Annotated in this window: 16 protein-coding genes; 12 read left to right on the top strand and 4 right to left on the bottom strand. The window is 70.2% G+C overall.

Annotation, left to right across the window (positions count from 1 at the left end; all coding sequences use genetic code 11):
- Window positions 1–252 precede the first annotated feature (252 nt).
- Both ACIQZO_RS24320 and ACIQZO_RS24315 read left to right on the top strand, forming a co-directional pair.
- Entirely contained in the window at window positions 253–549 is a 297-nt protein-coding gene (locus ACIQZO_RS24320) for a DUF4193 domain-containing protein (protein WP_030008769.1), read from the top strand.
- 12 nt (window positions 550–561) lie between these two features.
- Window positions 562–1,494 carry a hypothetical protein gene (locus ACIQZO_RS24315; RefSeq protein WP_403629546.1) on the top strand — a complete coding sequence of 311 codons (933 nt, stop codon included), beginning with the start codon at window positions 562–564 and terminating at the stop codon, window positions 1,492–1,494.
- Between the two features lie 53 nt (window positions 1,495–1,547).
- Here ACIQZO_RS24315 and ACIQZO_RS24310 read toward each other — a convergent pair whose 3' ends face one another.
- Window positions 1,548–2,012 carry a DUF3093 domain-containing protein gene (locus ACIQZO_RS24310; RefSeq protein ID WP_403629543.1) on the bottom strand — a complete coding sequence of 155 codons (465 nt, stop codon included), beginning with the start codon at window positions 2,010–2,012 and terminating at the stop codon, window positions 1,548–1,550.
- Between the two features lie 58 nt (window positions 2,013–2,070).
- Here ACIQZO_RS24310 and ACIQZO_RS24305 point away from each other — a divergent pair, with 58 nt between their 5' ends.
- The 7 genes from ACIQZO_RS24305 (at window position 2,071) to ACIQZO_RS24275 (ending at window position 8,739) form a co-directional block, all read left to right on the top strand.
- Window positions 2,071–2,655, top strand: a complete 585-nt coding sequence (locus ACIQZO_RS24305; RefSeq protein ID WP_403629540.1) for a PaaI family thioesterase — start codon at window positions 2,071–2,073, stop codon at window positions 2,653–2,655.
- Entirely contained in the window at window positions 2,655–3,200 is a 546-nt protein-coding gene (dut, locus tag ACIQZO_RS24300) for a dUTP diphosphatase (RefSeq protein WP_403629537.1), read from the top strand. The genes ACIQZO_RS24305 and dut overlap by 1 nt, the downstream gene beginning before the upstream one ends.
- Window position 3,201: 1 nt before the next feature.
- Window positions 3,202–3,984: a DUF3710 domain-containing protein gene (locus ACIQZO_RS24295; RefSeq protein ID WP_403629534.1), complete on the top strand. Its 783-nt coding sequence runs from the start codon at window positions 3,202–3,204 to the stop codon at window positions 3,982–3,984.
- A 229-nt stretch (window positions 3,985–4,213) separates the two neighbouring features.
- On the top strand, window positions 4,214–6,853 hold the full coding sequence (locus ACIQZO_RS24290) for a DUF4118 domain-containing protein (protein ID WP_403629533.1): 2,640 nt from the start codon (window positions 4,214–4,216) through the stop codon (window positions 6,851–6,853).
- A complete protein-coding gene (locus tag ACIQZO_RS24285; RefSeq protein WP_403629531.1) occupies window positions 6,850–7,536 on the top strand; it encodes a response regulator in 687 nt (228 codons plus the stop codon). The genes ACIQZO_RS24290 and ACIQZO_RS24285 overlap by 4 nt, the downstream gene beginning before the upstream one ends.
- Before the next feature lie 24 nt (window positions 7,537–7,560).
- Window positions 7,561–7,980 (top strand): OB-fold nucleic acid binding domain-containing protein, encoded by a 420-nt coding sequence (locus tag ACIQZO_RS24280; RefSeq protein WP_403629529.1) that lies wholly within the window; start codon window positions 7,561–7,563, stop codon window positions 7,978–7,980.
- A 3-nt stretch (window positions 7,981–7,983) separates the two neighbouring features.
- Entirely contained in the window at window positions 7,984–8,739 is a 756-nt protein-coding gene (locus tag ACIQZO_RS24275) for a DUF3159 domain-containing protein (RefSeq protein WP_403629527.1), read from the top strand.
- A gap of 249 nt (window positions 8,740–8,988) precedes the next feature.
- On the opposite strand, the gene ACIQZO_RS24270 is transcribed toward ACIQZO_RS24275, so the two are convergent.
- Together ACIQZO_RS24270 and ACIQZO_RS24265 are read right to left on the bottom strand one after the other, a co-directional pair.
- The gene (locus tag ACIQZO_RS24270) at window positions 8,989–9,651 is read right to left on the bottom strand and encodes a TrkA family potassium uptake protein (RefSeq protein WP_030016274.1); all 663 of its coding nucleotides are present in this window, start codon (window positions 9,649–9,651) and stop codon (window positions 8,989–8,991) included.
- A complete protein-coding gene (locus tag ACIQZO_RS24265; RefSeq protein ID WP_403629823.1) occupies window positions 9,648–10,316 on the bottom strand; it encodes a potassium channel family protein in 669 nt (222 codons plus the stop codon). The genes ACIQZO_RS24270 and ACIQZO_RS24265 overlap by 4 nt, the downstream gene beginning before the upstream one ends.
- A 231-nt stretch (window positions 10,317–10,547) precedes the next feature.
- Between ACIQZO_RS24265 and ACIQZO_RS24260 the strand changes: the two genes are divergently transcribed.
- Window positions 10,548–12,626 carry an APC family permease gene (locus ACIQZO_RS24260; protein WP_403629525.1) on the top strand — a complete coding sequence of 693 codons (2,079 nt, stop codon included), beginning with the start codon at window positions 10,548–10,550 and terminating at the stop codon, window positions 12,624–12,626.
- 95 nt (window positions 12,627–12,721) lie between these two features.
- Window positions 12,722–14,059 (top strand): class I SAM-dependent RNA methyltransferase, encoded by a 1,338-nt coding sequence (locus ACIQZO_RS24255; protein WP_403629522.1) that lies wholly within the window; start codon window positions 12,722–12,724, stop codon window positions 14,057–14,059.
- Window positions 14,060–14,334: 275 nt separating this feature from the next.
- Here ACIQZO_RS24255 and ACIQZO_RS24250 read toward each other — a convergent pair whose 3' ends face one another.
- Window positions 14,335–15,129, bottom strand: coding sequence for a hypothetical protein (locus ACIQZO_RS24250; RefSeq protein WP_403629520.1), 795 nt, complete (start codon window positions 15,127–15,129; stop codon window positions 14,335–14,337).
- 1,127 nt (window positions 15,130–16,256) lie between these two features.
- Here ACIQZO_RS24250 and ACIQZO_RS24245 point away from each other — a divergent pair.
- Window positions 16,257–16,874 (top strand): hypothetical protein, encoded by a 618-nt coding sequence (locus tag ACIQZO_RS24245; protein ID WP_403629517.1) that lies wholly within the window; start codon window positions 16,257–16,259, stop codon window positions 16,872–16,874.
- Window positions 16,875–16,887 lie beyond the last annotated feature (13 nt).

The following is a 16,887-nucleotide window of genomic DNA, read 5'->3' as shown; positions in this document are numbered from 1 at the left end:
GGAAGTCCGGGTTTCCGGCCCCCCGGATGGCGGGAAATACACGGGGTGGCGTTTGTGCATGACGGCCCCCGGACCGTGTACGGTCCCGCTCGTCATCCCAGCCAATCGCCCTTCAGGCGGGCGGCTGGGTGTCGATTGAGTAACAGACCTTGATGTGAGGCAAAATCTCCGCCTCAGGTCGGGCACAAGTCCGGCCTCTCGTGCGTTACGTGCGCTGAGACACCGCTAACACCCAGAGGGGGAGAGCGAACAATGGCAACGGACTACGACACCCCGCGCAAGACCGACGATGACGTCGACAACGACAGCATTGAAGAGCTGAAGGCCCGGCGCAACGAGAAGTCCACCTCGTCCGCGGACATGGACGAATTCGACTCTGTCGAAAGCATGGAGCTTCCCGGTGCGGACCTCTCCAATGAGGAGCTGGCCGTCCGGGTCCTGCCCAAGCAGGCCGATGAGTTCACCTGCATGAGCTGCTTCCTGGTGCACCACCGCAGCCAGCTGGCGCGTGAGAAGAACGGCCAGCCGATCTGTCGCGACTGCGACTGAGAGGCGTCGGCCGTGGCTGGCTCGACACCCTTTCGGAAGCGTCGCTTCCGGAAAACCGGTGATTCGGCGGAGACGCAGGTGGCACCCATCGATCCGGAAACGGGTCCGGGAGCTTCCGGCGGCTCCGCCAGTGCGGCGATCGCCGTGCCGTCCGACACCGCCCCGGCGGTGCCGTCGGCCACCGAGCCCGACGAGGGGTCCCGGAACGGCTTCGGGGCTCGTCCGATGCAAGCCGTCAAGAACGGTGTGCGCAAGGGCGGCCAAGGTGTCAGGGCCATCACCCTGTACATCACCGACAGGATCATCGAGAACGCTCCACGCGTTCCGGTTCGGGACCTCGCGACGTTGCGCGCGCAGTTCCCGGGCCTCGGCCCCGAGCAGCTTGCCGACAAGCTGATTTCGGGAGCCGCCAACGCCTCCTCGACCGTGGGTGCGGGGGTGGGCGCGGCGGCCATGCTGCCGGTGCCGCCCGCGATGCCGGCGGAACTGGCGGCCGAGATCACCGCGGTCGCGGCCATCGAGCTGAAGCTCATCGCCGAGCTCCACGAGGTCTACGGCCAGCGGCCGCCCGGCAGCCTCAAGGACCGCAGCCTCGCCTACCTGACCGCCTGGACAGAGGAGCGCGGGGTCGACCTGACCAAGCCGACCACGCTGAACGCGGCGCTCGGCGGGCAGATGAAGCGCGAACTGCGCCAGCAGATCATGAAGCGGATGTTCCGCAACCTCCCGAACCTCATGCCGTTCATGGTGGGCGCCGCCGTCGGCGCGGTCATGAACCGGCGCGACACCCGCAAAGTCGCCGAGAAGGTCCGTAGTGACCTGCAGAGGCGCGCCGTGGACTGGGAGACCCTTCGCTCCCTGCCGCCCCTGGAGCAGCCCGTGCAGCCCCTTCCCGAGGCAACCAGGGCCGCCCTCGAGGTCTCGGATCCGTCCCTCTACGACTGAGGCCCTCCGCCGGGGCGGTCCGCCCCGGCGGACGACAGCCCGCGCGGACCGGTTCAGGCTGCCGGGGTCCGGGCGGCGAGCAGCGCCGCGACCAGGGCCTGCGGCTCGCGGGTGGAGACGTAGACGTACGGGGTCGGGTCGGCCGGGTCGGCGATCTCGATGCGGACCGCGGTCGGCACGTAGCTGCGCATCAGCATGAAGGCGCGGGTGTCCGCCTTGTACGTGCGCCAGGCGCGCGCCTCCTCGGCGTCCAGGATCTCGGGCTCGCCCAGGGCCGCCACCGGGATCCGCGCGTCCCCGGCCGCAAGCGCACCGTTCACCACGCGCACGCGCGCGGAGCCGTACGAACTCACCACCAGCCCGGCCAGCGCGGTGCCCCCGACGAGACCGGCCAGCAGGGCCATCGTGCCCAGCGGCAGGAGCATCAGCGCGCACGCGAGACCGGTCAGTACGGCGATGCCCCACCAGGAGCGGGGGGCGGTCAGGCGTTCGTCGTGGTGCGCGGTGGAGAGCTGCATACGGCCAAGCCTGCCACGAGGCGACCGGTGGGTAGCCGCGCGGGTAAGGTCTGCGGCTGTGAGTGGACGAAACACAGCGTTGACGCCCCCGGACGATGCCGCCGCACCGGTCCGGCATCCCGACGCGCCCGCACCCGGCGAACTCCTCGGTGCGCACTACGAGCACTGCTTCGGCTGCGGCGGGGGCCAGCCCCACGGGCTGCACCTGGAGGCCCGGGCGGGCGAGGGCGTGCGCGTCTCCGCCGAGTTCACCGTCAAGCCCGCGCACCAGGGCGCACCCGGCCTCGCCCACGGCGGGGTGCTCGCCACCGCGCTGGACGAGACGCTCGGTTCCCTGAACTGGCTGCTGCGCGTCATAGCCGTGACGGGGCGGCTGGAGACCGACTTCGTGCGGCCGGTGCCGGTGGACACCGTGCTGTACCTGGAGGCCGAGGTCACCGCCGTCGCCGGCCGGAAGATCTACTGCACGGCCGTCGGCCGGACGGGCGGACCGCAGGGCCCGGTCGCCGTGCGCGCCGACGCCCTCTTCATCGAGGTGAAGGTCGACCACTTCATCGACAACGGACGGCCCGAGGAGATCCGGGCGGCGATGGCCGACCCGGACCAGGTCAGGCGCGCACGCGCCTTTGAGGTGAACCCCTGATGTCCCAGACCAACCACGACGCGCACCGGCCGGTCGACGTGCTGATCCGCCGCGTCGACCCGGAGGTGCCGATTCCGGCGTACGGGCACCCCGGCGACGCCGGCTGCGACCTCGTCACGACCGAGGCCGCCGAGCTGGAGCCCGGCGAGCGCGCCGTCCTGCCCACCGGAGTCTCGATCGCCCTGCCCGACGGGTACGCGGCCTTCGTGCACCCGAGGTCGGGCCTGGCCGCCCGCTGCGGGCTCGCGCTCGTGAATGCCCCGGGGACGGTGGATGCCGGGTACCGTGGGGAGATCAAGGTGATCGTGGTCAATCTCGACCCTCGCGAGAGCGTCCGGTTCGAGCGTTTCGACCGCATTGCCCAGCTGGTTGTCCAGCGGGTCGAGAAGGTGCGCTTCCATGAGGTGGCGGAACTTCCCGGTTCGGCCCGGGCCGAGGGGGGTTTCGGCTCCACCGGCGGTCATGCGGCTGTGGCCGGATCCGGGGCTGGTCAGCAGGGTGGGAATGGCTACGCTTCGGTCGTAACCGACCGGGAAGGACAGTGACGTGTTCGGACGTCGCAAGAAGAACGATTCCGCCCATGACGGCGGCGCGGCCGAGCAGGTCGTGGACGGCGTCGGCGCTGAGCAGGACGACGCGGGCGGGCAGGAGGGCGCTGCCCAGCCGCGCCGGGTGAACCTGCCGCCGGCCCCGCGGCCCGACGGCCCCTGGGACGTCTCCGAGGTACTCGGGAACCCGGCCGACGGCCGGGTCGACCTGGGCGGCATCCTCGTACCCGGTGTCGAGGGCATGGAGCTGCGCGTCGAGGTCGCCGGTGACGCGATCGTGGCCGCGACCGTGGTGCTCGGCGACAGCGCCGTGCAGCTGCAGGCCTTTGCCGCGCCCAAGAAGGAAGGCATCTGGGGCGAGGTCCGTGAGGAGATCGCCACGGGTATCACCCAGCAGGGCGGCATCATCGACGAGGCCCAGGGAACGCTCGGCTGGGAGCTGCGCGCACAGGTGCCCGTACCGCTCCCGGACGGACAGACCGGCGCCCAGCTGGTCCGCTTCGTCGGGGTCGACGGCCCGCGCTGGTTCCTGCGCGGCGTCATCTCCGGACAGGGCGCGGTGCGCCCCGAATCGGCGGGTGTACTGGAGCAGATCTTCCGGGACACCGTCGTCGTCCGCGGTGACGGCCCGATGGCTCCCCGCGACCCGATCGTCCTGAAGCTGCCGAACGACGCCCAGATGGTGCCGGACGGCGTGCAGACGGACGACCAGGAAGGCTCCCGCTTCGGCGGCGGCATGGGGCAGCTCGAACGCGGCCCGGAGATCACCGAGGTCCGCTGACCTCGGACGGCCCCCTCGCACAGGGGGACCGTCACGTGTTTCGGCCGGTGGGCCCTACTCCTTCGGGGCGGGGCCCACCGGCTTGTCCGGGCCTGGTCCGGGCCCTCGTCCCGGCCGGTGAACGGCTTCGCGCGCGCTCGGCCCGCGCCGCGTCAGGGAACCGTCAGGGATCGGCGCACGGGCGCCGATCGGTGCGTGCACGGCGTGGACGTCCCGGAGAATGGGGCGCATGGGACGCGGCAAGCTCAGGATCTACCTCGGCGCGGCGCCCGGTGTGGGCAAGACCTACGCGATGCTCTCCGAGGGCCATCGCCGGGTGGAGCGCGGCGCGGACTGCGTCGTCGGCTTCGTCGAGCACCACGGCCGGCCGCGCACGGAGGTCATGCTCCATGGCCTCGAGCAGGTCGAGCGCAGGGCCCTGGCCTACCGGGGCGCCGAGTTCACCGAGATGGACGTGGACGCGCTCCTCGCCCGCAGGCCCGCCATAGCGCTGGTGGACGAGCTCGCGCACACCAATGTGCCCGGCTCGCGCAACGCCAAGCGCTGGCAGGACGTCGAGGAGCTGCTGCGGGCCGGCATCGACGTCGTGTCCACCGTGAACATCCAGCACCTGGAGTCCCTCGGGGACGTGGTCGAGTCGATCACCGGGGTGCGGCAGCGGGAGACCGTGCCGGACGAAGTGGTCCGCCGGGCCGATCAGGTCGAGCTGGTCGACATGTCCCCGCAGGCACTGCGCCGGCGGATGGCGCACGGGAACATATACCGACCCGAGAAGGTCGACGCGGCCCTGTCGAACTACTTCCGGCCGGGCAACCTCACCGCCCTGCGCGAGCTGGCGCTGCTGTGGGTGGCCGACCGGGCGGACGAGTACCTCCAGCAGTACCGCGGCGAGCACGGCATCGACTCGACCTGGCAGGCACGGGAGCGGATCGTCGTCGGGCTCACCGGCGGACCGGAGGGGCGCACCCTGATCCGGCGCGCCGCGCGGATGGCCGCCAAGGGCTCCGGCAGCGAGATCCTCGCCGTCTACATCGCCCGCAGCGACGGGCTGACCGCAGCCTCGCCGAAGGAGCTGGCGGTCCAGCGGACCCTGGTCGAGGACCTGGGCGGAACGTTTCACCATGTGATCGGCGACAGCATCCCCGACGCCCTGCTCGCCTTCGCGCGCGGGGTCAACGCCACCCAGATCGCGCTCGGCTCCAGTCGCCGCCGCTCGTGGCAGTACGTCTTCGGGCCCGGTGTCGGCGCCAGCGTCGCCCGCGACTCGGGGCCGGACCTCGACGTGCACATCGTCACCCACGAGCACGTCGCCAAGGGGCGCGGCCTGCCCGTCGTGCGCTCGGCCGCCCGGCTGGGCCGCACCCGGATCATGGCCGGCTGGGTGGTGGGGACGATCTTCCCCGTCCTGCTGTGCCTGCTGCTGACGCACATCGACGCGGACCTCGGCATCGCCAACGACATGCTGCTCTTCCTGGCGCTCACGGTGGCCGCCGCGCTGCTCGGCGGACTCTGGCCGGCCCTGGCCTCCGCCGCCCTCGGCTCGCTGCTGCTCAACTACTTCTTCGCGCCGCCGCTGCACCGGTTCACGGTGTCCGACCCGAAGAACATCGTCGCCATCGTCGTCTTCTTCGGGGTCGCCGTCTCGGTGGCCTCGGTGGTGGACGTGGCCGCCCGGCGCACCCACCAGGCGGCCCGGCTGCGCGCCGAGTCCGAGATCCTCTCCTTCCTGGCCGGCAGCGTGCTGCGCGGGGAGACCACCCTGGACGCGCTGCTGGAGCGGGTGCGCGAGACCTTCGCGATGGAGTCCGTGGCCCTGCTGGAGCGGGCAGGCGGCGTGGAGCCGTGGAAACCGGCCGGCAGCGTCGGCCCGAGCCCCGCCGCCCGGCCCGAGGACGCCGATGTGGACATGCCCATCGGGGACCACATGGCCCTGGCCCTGTCCGGGCGGGTGCTGCCCGCCGAGGACCGCCGGGTGCTCGGCGCCTTCGCGGCGCAGGCGGCCGTGGTCCTGGACCGCCAGCGGCTGGTCGGCGAGGCCGAGGAGGCCCGCCGGATGGCCGAGGGCAACCGGATCCGCACCGCGCTGCTGGCCGCCGTCAGCCATGACCTCCGTACGCCCCTGGCCTCCATCAAGGCGTCCGTCAGCTCCCTGCGCTCCGCCGACGTGGAGTGGTCCGAGGAGGACCGGGCCGAGCTCCTCGAAGGCATCGAGGACGGCGCCGACCGCCTCGACCACCTGGTGGGCAACCTGCTCGACATGTCGAGGCTGCAGACCGGCACCGTCACCCCGCTGATCCGGGAGATCGACCTCGACGAGGTGGTCCCGATGGCGCTGGGCGGCGTACCGGTGGACAGCGTGGTGCTGGACGTGCCCGAGGCGCTGCCCATGGTGGCCGTGGACCCGGGGCTACTGGAGCGGACCGTGGCCAACGTGGTGGAGAACGCCGTCAAGTACAGCCCGGCGGGGGATCCCGTCCTGGTGGCGGCCAGCTGCCTCGGCGACCGGGTCGAGGTACGGGTCGTCGACCGCGGGCGGGGCGTGCCCGACGAGGCCAAGGACCGGATCTTCGCCCCCTTCCAGCGCTACGGGGACGCCCCGCGCGGGGCCGGGGTGGGCCTCGGGCTCGCGGTCGCCCGCGGGTTCGCCGAGGCCATGGACGGCACGCTGACGGCCGAGGACACCCCCGGGGGCGGGCTGACCATGGTGCTCACCCTGCGCGCGGTGCGCGGCGGCCGGGTGGCGGACCCTGCCGCGGTGGACGGCGAGGACGCCGCCGCGAGCGGGGGCCCGGCCGTGGAACCGGTACAACCGATGGAACTCGATCACGACCGTGATCGGATGACGCGACAGAAGGCAGGACCTCAATGACCCGTGTGCTCGTGGTGGAAGACGAGCCGCAGATCGTCCGAGCCCTCGTGATCAACCTGAAGGCACGCAGGTACGAGGTCGACGCCGCGGCCGACGGCGCGAGCGCCCTGGAACTCGCGGCGGCCCGCCACCCCGACGTGGTCGTCCTCGACCTCGGGCTGCCGGACATGGACGGGGTCGAGGTCATCAGGGGCCTGCGCGGCTGGACCCGGGTGCCGATCCTGGTCCTCTCCGCCCGGCACAGCTCCGACGAGAAGGTCGAGGCGCTGGACGCGGGCGCCGACGACTACGTCACCAAGCCCTTCGGCATGGACGAGCTGCTGGCGCGGCTGCGCGCGGCCGTCCGCCGGGCGGAGCCGGCCGGTGGCGCCGGCGAGGACGCGGTGATCGTGGAGACCGCCGGCTTCACGGTGGACCTGGCCGCGAAGAAGGCGGTGCGCGAGGGCCGGGACGTACGGCTCACGCCCACCGAATGGCACCTGCTGGAGGTCCTGGTCCGCAACCGCGGCAAGCTGGTCAGCCAGAAGCAGCTGCTTCAGGAGGTCTGGGGCCCCTCGTACGGCACCGAGACGAACTACCTGCGGGTCTACATGGCCCAATTGAGGCGGAAACTGGAGGCCGACCCCTCGCATCCGCGGCACTTCATCACCGAGCCCGGCATGGGATACCGCTTCGAGCGGTAGTCGGCACGCCGGTACGCTTCCTGTATGAGTGCTGAACCGCGTCCCGAGAAGCTCGCGAAGCCGGCCAGGCCTGCGGGCCGGTTCCGCCGGATGATTGAGCGGCTGTCCACCTCGCAGGAGGAGCTGCATTCGGCGGAGCTGCAGGAGGACGCAGAAGCCGCGGGGTGTACGCGGATCTGCGACTGCGACGACCGTCAGATAGTCAAGGTGACCGGAACCCTGCGTACGGTCACCCTGCGGCCGCGCGCGGGCGTTCCCGCCCTGGAGGCCGAGCTCTTCGACGGCTCGGCCGCGCTGGACGTGGTCTGGCTCGGCCGTCGCTCGATCGTGGGAATCGAGCCCGGCCGACGCATGATTGCCTCAGGGCGCATCTCCATGACCCACGGCCGTCGGGTGCTCTTCAACCCGAAGTACGAACTCCGCCCGCTCGGACAGGAGCACTGACCGGTGACGTCACTCGACAAACCGTCCACCCCGGAACCGACCAGGCGGCCGCGCCATGCGGCCGGACAGGCTGCCGAGCCTGCCGAGGACCAGAAGGCCGTGACCCAGGCGGCGCTCTTCGACGCCTTCGGCGGTATTCGGGGCACCGTGGAGACGATGCTGCCCGGGCTGCTCTTCGTCATGATCTACACGATCAACAAGGACGTGAAGTGGTCCGCCATCGCGGCCGGCGCGGTCGCGATCCTGCTCGTGATCGTGCGGCTGCTGCGCAAGGACACCGTCAAGCACGCCTTCAGCGGCGTGTTCGGCGTGGGTGTCGGCGTGGCCTTCGCCCTCTTCACGGGCAGCGCGAAGGGCTTCTACCTGCCGGGCATGATCTACGGCGTGGGCCTCGGCGTGGCCTTCACGCTCTCGGCGCTGGTGGGCTTCCCGCTGCTGGGCGTGATCCTCGGCCCGGTGTTCAAGGAAAACCTCTCCTGGCGCACCCGTAACCCCGGGCGCAAGAAGGCGTACGTCAAGGCGAGCCTGGCCTGGGGCCTGATCTTCCTCGCCAAGTACGCGATCCTCTTCCCGCTGTACTGGTGGGGTGACGCGACGCAGCTGGGCTGGGTGCTCATCGCGCTCAAGCTCCCGCCTATGGTGCTCGCGGTGTACTTCACCTGGGTCTTCCTGGCCAAGGCGCCGCCGCCGATCGACGTGATCGCGGAGTGGGAGGCCAAGGAGGCCGCGGAGGCGGCCGCCAAGGGGCCCAACGCCTGACGGCCCGCAGCCGACGCGATGGGGCGGGACCGGCCTGCGAGGCCGGTCCCGCCCCATCGCGCTGCCGGGCCGCCGGACGGCGGGGTCCGCCGTCCGGCGGGCGTCGCTGGGATGGCCTACGGGGCCGGGCCCTGGCGTCGGCGCCGTGGGCCGGAGGCTCCGGCGGGCCCCGCAGCAGGGCGGCCGGGGAAGCCCGAAGGGGGCGCCCCGCACGGGGCGCCCCCTTCGTCGTCGAGCGTGCCCCCAGGGCTAGCGGCGGGCCTGGAGGAGGTCCTCCAGCTGCTCCTCGCGGGCCTGGGCGGCCACGAAGAGCAGCTCGTCGCCCGGCTCCAGGGTCTCCTCCCCGTGCGGGGTGAGGACCCGGTTGCCCCGGATGATCGTGACCAGCGAGGTGTCCTCGGGCCAGGCGATGTCGCCGATCTGCGTGCCCGCGACCGAGGAGTCGGCCGGCAGGGTCAGCTCGACGAGGTTGGCGTCGCCGTGGCTGAAGCGCAGCAGCCGTACCAGGTCGCCGACGCTGACGGCCTCCTCGACCAGGGCCGACATCAGGCGCGGCGTGGAGACGGCCACGTCGACGCCCCAGGACTCGTTGAAGAGCCACTCGTTCTTCGGGTTGTTCACGCGGGCCACCACGCGCGGGACCCCGTACTCGGTCTTGGCGAGCAGCGAGACGACCAGGTTGACCTTGTCGTCACCGGTGGCCGCGATGACCACGTTGCAGCGCTGGAGCGCGGCCTCGTCCAGCGAGGTGATCTCGCAGGCGTCGGCCAGCAGCCACTCGGCCTGCGGTACCCGCTCCACCGAGATGGCGGTCGGGGCCTTGTCGACGAGGAGCACCTCGTGGCCGTTCTCGAGCAGTTCGCCCGCGATGGAGCGACCCACCGCGCCTGCCCCGGCGATCGCGACCCTCATGCGTGTGCCTCCTCGGGGCCTTCGGCGAATGCCGCCTCGACCTTGTCGATCTCGTCCGTGCGCATCATCACGTGGACGAGGTCGCCCTCCTGCAGGACCGTCGCCGACGTGGGCAGCATGGCCTCGCCCAGGCGGGTGAGGAACGCCACGCGGACGCCCGTCTCCTCCTGGAGCTCGCTGACCTTGTGCCCGATCCAGGCGGCGGAGGTGTGCACCTCGGCGAGCTGCACGCCACCGCTGGGGTCGCGCCACAGCGGCTCGGCGCCCGAGGGCAGCAGCCGGCGCAGCATCTGGTCGGCGGTCCAGCGCACGGTGGCGACGGTGGGGATGCCGAGGCGCTGGTAGACCTCGGCGCGCTTGGGGTCGTAGATGCGGGCGGCGACGTTCTCGACGCCGAACATCTCACGGGCCACGCGGGCGGCGATGATGTTGGAATTGTCACCACTGCTGACGGCGGCGAAGGCGCCCGCGTCCTCGATCCCCGCCTCCCGCAGGGTGTCCTGGTCGAAACCGACCCCGGTGACGCGGCGGCCGCCGAATCCGGCGCCGAGCCGGCGGAATGCGGTGGGGTCCTGGTCGACGACAGCGACCGTATGACCCTGCTGTTCCAGGGTTTGCGCGAGGGCGGAGCCCACCCTTCCGCAACCCATGATCACGATGTGCACGGCCGTCCTTCCGGCTGTCAGCGACTCGCTGATTCCCAGCCTCATTGCATGCTCTGGTTTAACAGGGTCTCAGACCATGGGCCAAGCTACACACGGGCGGTCACCGGTGGGGCCTCTTGCGCCGCAGTCGTGCCGTAGTCGTGCTGCGGGCGGGGAGGAATTGCGGCGGGATTGCGGTATGAGGGGGTGGGGGGTTCGTCAGTCTGATTTCGAACGCTTACGATCCTCTGCGTGTCCAAACTGACCGACGTGCCCAAACGGATCCTGATCGGCCGGGCGCTACGCAGCGACCGCCTCGGAGAAACACTCCTTCCCAAGCGGATCGCCCTTCCCGTCTTCGCCTCCGACCCGCTGTCGTCCGTGGCATATGCCCCTGGCGAGGTCCTGCTGGTCCTGTCGATCGCGGGCGTGTCGGCGTACCACTACAGCCCCTGGATCGCACTCGCGGTCGTCGTGCTGATGTTCACCGTCGTGGCCTCCTACCGCCAGAACGTCCACGCCTATCCGAGCGGTGGCGGCGACTACGAGGTCGCGAACACCAACCTCGGCCCCCGGGCCGGCCTGACCGTGGCGAGCGCCCTGCTCGTCGACTACGTCCTGACCGTCGCCGTCTCGATCTCCTCCGGGGTCGAGAACCTCGGCTCCGCGGTGCATTTCGTCATCGAGCACAAGACGCTCTCGGCGACCGTCATGATCCTTCTGCTCACGCTGATGAACCTGCGCGGTGTGAAGGAATCCGGGAAGCTCTTCGCGATCCCGACCTATGTCTTCGTCGCCGCCGTATTCGTCATGATCGGCTGGGGTGCCTGGAAGGGCCTCGTCCTCGGCGAGACCCTGACGGCGCCGACCGCCGACCTCGAAATCAAGCCCGAGCAGCAGGGGCTGGCCGGCTTCGCGATGGTCTTCCTGCTGCTGAGGGCCTTCTCGTCCGGCTGTGCGGCCCTGACCGGCGTCGAGGCCATCAGCAACGGCGTACCCGCCTTCCGCAAGCCGAAGAGCAAGAACGCCGCGTCCACCCTCGCCTACATGGGCGGCCTGGCGGTCACCATGTTCTGCGGGATCATCGGCCTGGCCATGGCCAGCGACGTGAGGATGGCCGAGAACCCCGCCGAGGACCTGCTGGCGAACGGTGTCCCGGTCGGCCCCGAGTACATCCAGAACCCGGTGATCTCCCAGGTGGCCGAGGCCGTCTTCGGTGACGGCAGCTTCCTCTTCATCCTGCTGGCCGCCGCCACCGCGCTGGTGCTCTTCCTGGCGGCGAACACCGCTTACAACGGCTTCCCGCTGCTCGGCTCGATCCTCGCCCAGGACCGCTACCTGCCGCGTCAGCTGCACACCCGGGGCGACCGGCTCGCCTTCTCCAACGGCATCGTGCTCCTCGCCGGCGCGGCCATCCTGCTCGTCTGGATCTACGACGCGGACTCCACCAAGCTGATCCAGCTCTACATCGTCGGCGTGTTCGTCTCCTTCACGCTGAGCCAGATCGGCATGGTCCGGCACTGGAACCGCCACCTGAGGACGGAGCGCGACGCCGCCGCCCGCCGCCGGATGCACCGCTCCCGGGCGATCAACGCCTTCGGCGCCTTCTTCACCGGCATGGTGCTGGTCATCGTCCTCGCCACCAAGTTCACCCACGGTGCGTGGGTGGCCCTGCTCGGCATGCTGATCTTCTACGGCACCATGAGCGCGATCCGCAAGCACTACGACCGCGTCTCCGCCGAGATCGCCGCCGCCGAGGGCCCCAGCGACGACAGCGTGCGGCCCTCCCGGGTCCACTCGATCGTCCTGGTCTCCAAGGTGCACAAGCCCACGCTGCGCGCCCTGGCGTTCGCCAAGCTGACCCGCTCGGACACCCTGGAGGCGCTGAGCATCAGCGTGGACCCGGCCGAGACCAAGGCGCTGCGCGAGGAATGGGACCGGCGTGGGATCAACGTCCCGCTCAAGATCCTGGACTCGCCGTACCGCGAGATCACCCGCCCGGTGGTCGAGTACGTCAAGGGGCTGCGCAGCGAGAACCCGCGCGACGCCGTCAGCGTCTACATCCCCGAGTACGTCGTCGGCCGCTGGTACGAACACCTGCTGCACAACCAGAGCGCGCTGCGCCTGAAGGGCCGGCTCCTGTTCACGCCCGGTGTGATGGTCACTTCGGTGCCGTACCAGCTGGAGTCCTCGGAGCTCGCCAAGCGGCGGGCGAAGAAGCGCCAGGACTGGAACGCGCCGGGCGCGGTCCGCCGGGGCCCGGTGGACACCCCGCGGCCGCCGAAGGAGCCCACTTCCAAGGGCACCACGAAGGCCACCCCGAAGCGCTGAGCAGGTTGGTGAACGGCCGGACGAGATCCACGTAAACTGGTGGGTCGGTCGTCCGGCCGTTTTCCGTTGTTCCAGTTTTTTGGAGTCTCCCCACCATGACGAGCGTCGAGCAGAACGAGAAGCAGTCACTGGTCGGGGAGGAATACGAGGTCGAGGTCGGCCCCGTCGCGCACGGCGGGCACTGCATCGCCCGGACCGAGGACGGCCGCGTCCTGTTCGTCCGCCACACCCTGCCCGGTGAGAAGGTCGTCGCCAGGGTCACCGAGGGCGACATCGACTCCCGCTACCTGCGCGCCGACGCGATCACCGTGCTCGACGCCTCCAAGGACCGCGTCGAAGCCCCCTGCCCGTACGCCGGCCCCGGCAAGTGCGGCGGCTGCGACTGGCAGCACGCCAAGCCCGGCGCCCAGCGCCGGCTCAAGGGCGAGGTCGTCGCCGAGCAGCTGAAGCGGCTCGCCGGCCTCACCCCGGAAGAGGCCGGCTGGGACGGCACCGTCATGCCGGCCGAGGGCGACAAGCTGCCGGCCGGGCAGGTGCCGCAGTGGCGCACCCGCGTGCAGTTCGCCATCGACGAGGACGGCACCGTCGGCCTGCGCCGCCACCGCTCGCACGAGATCGAGGCGGTCGAGCACTGCATGATCGCGGCGCCGGGAGTCAGCGAACTGGGGATCGAGAAGCAGGACTGGCCGCAGATGGCCACGGTCGAGGCCATCGCGGCGACCGGCTCCCAGGACCGCCAGGTCGTCCTGACCCCGCGCCCCGGCGGCCGTCTTCCGCTCGTGGAGCTGGACAAGCCGGTCTCCGTGCTGCGCGTGGAGGAGAAGGACGGCGGGGTCCACCGCGTCCACGGCCGCCCCTTCGTCCGCGAGCGCGCGGACGGCCGTACGTACCGCGTGGGCATGGGCGGCTTCTGGCAGGTCCACCCGCAGGCCGCGGACACCCTGATCAAGGCCGTCATGCAGGGCCTGATGCCGCGTAAGGGCGAGATGGCCCTCGACCTCTACTGCGGCGTCGGCATCTTCGCGGGCGCGCTCGCGGAGCGCCTGGGCGAGACGGGCGCGGTGCTCGGCATCGAGTCGACGAAGCGCGCGGTGGAGGACGCCCGCCACAACCTGGCGGACTTCCCGCGGGTCCGCATCGAGCAGGGCAAGGTCGAGCAGATCCTCCCGAAGACGGGGATCACGGAGTGTGACCTGGTCGTCCTCGACCCGCCGCGCGCGGGCGCCGGCAAGCAGACGGTCGGCCAGGTGGCCGGCCTCACCCCGCGCCGCATCGCGTACGTGGCGTGCGACCCGGCGGCACTGGCGCGCGACCTCGGCTACTTCAAGGACAACGGCTACAAGGTCCGCACGCTCCGCGTCTTCGACCTCTTCCCGATGACCCATCATGTCGAGTGCGTCGCGATCCTTGAACCCGTTGGAAAGGGCCTCTGACCTGCAGGTTAGGGCAGTGTGCGTTATGTGCGCTGTGGGCGTTACGGGCGATATCTTGACGCAGATTTGACGCTCGTGACGCACGTTTGACGCACGCCGCCTACGTTGCTTGACGAGCCGTCAGGCGCGTGGTGGGCGCCTCTCGCGGGAGATCGTGATCTTGCTGCGGGGGGCGCTCATCTCGATGGTGGGTGACCGCGTTGGTCGTTGTCCGACCCGCGCTCTCCCCTTACCTTCCCGAACACGCTCTGTGACAATTCGAGGGAAGCTCGCGACTAGTAGCCGGGACCGTAGGGGCTCCATCCGTGCAGGAACGGCTGCAGATCATCGGCGCGCGGTTCGGGGATATCCGGCAGACGGAGTGTCCCGTTGAGTGGGTTCAGGCGCTGCACATGGCCCGAGGCCCAAGCGATCCATGCCTCGGCTTCGTCTCTTTCTGGACCAATCGGCAGGGTCTGTGCGTGGAGGTGGAGAGCGTCGATGTACTCGGCGAGGCCCGCTGCGTGACGCCATGCCTTTTCTTGCGCTTCGAGTCGCTGGACGCGGACTGTCTCGGCGTAGTCGATCTTTGCCTGTTTCATCGCGGCTTCCCACCGGAGCCGCTTATCCCGTGCTGCCTCCAGGTCGGCCAGCCGTTTGCGTTCGGCAGCTTCCCCTCGGAGTTCCACCTCCTGCACGATCTCGGCGAGCTGGTCCTCCAGCGGTCGCGCGGCCGTGTCGGCCCACTCGTCAGTCCTGTGCCGTAGCCCGCCGCTGATGCAGATCCTCAGGCGTTCAGCGGGGGAGTGGTCGTACCGAGGAATCCGGACCCAGGAGTGCTTTTCGGCGTCCGAGAGCTCCTTCTTCGTGGGGATGTGGTCGGCACGGTCCTGTTCCTGCAGGATCAGGAAATCGCATCGCTGGCCCTGGGCTGTGATGGTGAAGTGGGGCGAGCCGCCTCGCCGGCGATGCGTTGCGGGGGCGCTCTCGGCCGTACCGAACGCGCTGGCATACCCCAGCTTCTGCGTCGCGGTGAGCAGTGCGTGGATGAGGCGGAAGGCTCTGCCCTGCACGGCTTTGGTCAGTGCCATGGGCTGGGGGTGAGCCTGCAGAGATCTGACGACGGGGTGTGGAGTGGGGAGCCGTGCCGGTACTGAAACGGGTGACAGGACGGCCAAGCGCCAGGCTGGGGTGTCGACCAGCCGGATTTCGTATCCGTCGCGGCACCAGCCTGCGTGCAGTTCCTTGGTTGCGGGGATCTTTCCCGAGCGCCGTGCTGCGGCAACGCGGATAGGCCATTTCTCGGTCTCCCGACCGGTGGCTTCGCGTTTCACGATTCGGCCGCCAGCTTCGGCAAGCTCTTCCAGAAGCTGCTCGGTGACGGTCTTGGACTTCTTTCGCGGGAGGGGCCTGCTTCCCGGCGATGGCGGAGGCGAGGCTGCCTTAACACTGGGCTTCTCGTCCTCGGCCCCATCAGGCGAATGGATTCCAGTCCGTGGCGTGGGCACGGTGTCTCTGCTGCGGGGCTGATCGGGGGGAGGGGCTCCGTGGTCAAGGTATTGCTGGCCGGCCTTGGTGAGTGCGACGGACCACTGCCCCTGGCGCCTGGTGACTTTGACCAGTCCCCGGCTGTGAAGGGCTTGGCAGCTGAGTTTGTGCGCGGTCCCCTCCCATACGCCGTCAGGGCAGCCTTCGCCGACCCATTGCAGCACCTGGTGCTGCCGTTCGTTTAGCTCTCGCGGCACATGAACTCCCCACCGTGCGAATGCCTTACGGGCATGCTCTCAGTCGCACTCCGACTGGCGCGGTCGAAGGGGGACGGAGGCTGGCAGGCGGCGATGAAGATTCGGACAGATGTAGGCATGGCCCCTTGTGGTGGCTAGGCTCGCAGTCGTTCGTTGGTGGCCGCCGTGGACGCTTGCTGGTCGGCCTGTGACGGGTGCTGGCCGTTTCGTGATCATCCGAGGAGGCGGCCGACGGGTGTACGAGGGCCCGTACTAGCCTGACCATCCGTGCTGAGGCGTTCGCGTGTCTTGGGCAGGGGAAGGCTGGTTAGGGGTGTCGGTCCGGCTGGGCTGCCGTCAGGAGGGGGACTGGCGAGTGGATCGTGTGAACGTCAGCCGCCCGTGCTTCCGGTGATGGGTGCCTGGGGATAAGCAGGGGCGTGCAGACGCACCGCAGACGAGGGTGTCAGTTCGAAACGAGAGCGGGTTGGTTCATGTCGGTCGTGGCGCGAGAGCAGATGGAGGTCGTCGCAGGTGCGCTGGCTCCCTGCGACCTTGTGCCCCGCGAGGCGGAGCTCGCGCTCGTCGAAGCCTTCGGGACGGAAGCCGTTGTGGCCTATCGGTATGACGCGCTCGAGCGGGAGCGGCGGGCAGCTGAAGGGATGCCGCCGCTGACACGACCTGACGTGCTGAATCTCCTCATGTCGCTGCCCCTGGGCGAGCCGGTTCCTATCGGCTCCTTGAGCGTGAGGGAGGGGCGGGTACTGAAGTCCCTGCCGAAGGGCGCGGCGGTTCGCCGAGACGGGTCGATCACCCGTCGAGCGGCGCAGCCTGTCCATATCGACATGGCGTTCGTGCCTGGCCGAAGCTGGGAGTCGGCGATGGAGATGGCCGAGCTCTTTACTCCGTTCTGTTCGCGCGCGGTAGTGGTGGACGGTGCATTGCGGCGTAAGGATGATGCTGTGATGCGCGCGGACTTTTTCGGCATCGGCCTGCTCACGCTTCAGGCGGACACGGTGGAAGTGGTGGTGCCGCCGCGTCCCTTCGTACGCAGACGTCATACCGTCGCCGGCTGGAAGTTCTTGGAAGATCTCCACCGCCAGCTCCCCTGAGCGCCCCGTCCGC

Source organism: Streptomyces sp. NPDC097617 (assembly GCF_044761485.1).
In the GTDB taxonomy this organism is placed as follows: Bacteria; Actinomycetota; Actinomycetes; order Streptomycetales; family Streptomycetaceae; genus Streptomyces.
The sequence above is the reverse complement of the archived record's forward strand: the minus strand, read 5'-3'. Positions and strand labels throughout refer to the sequence as shown.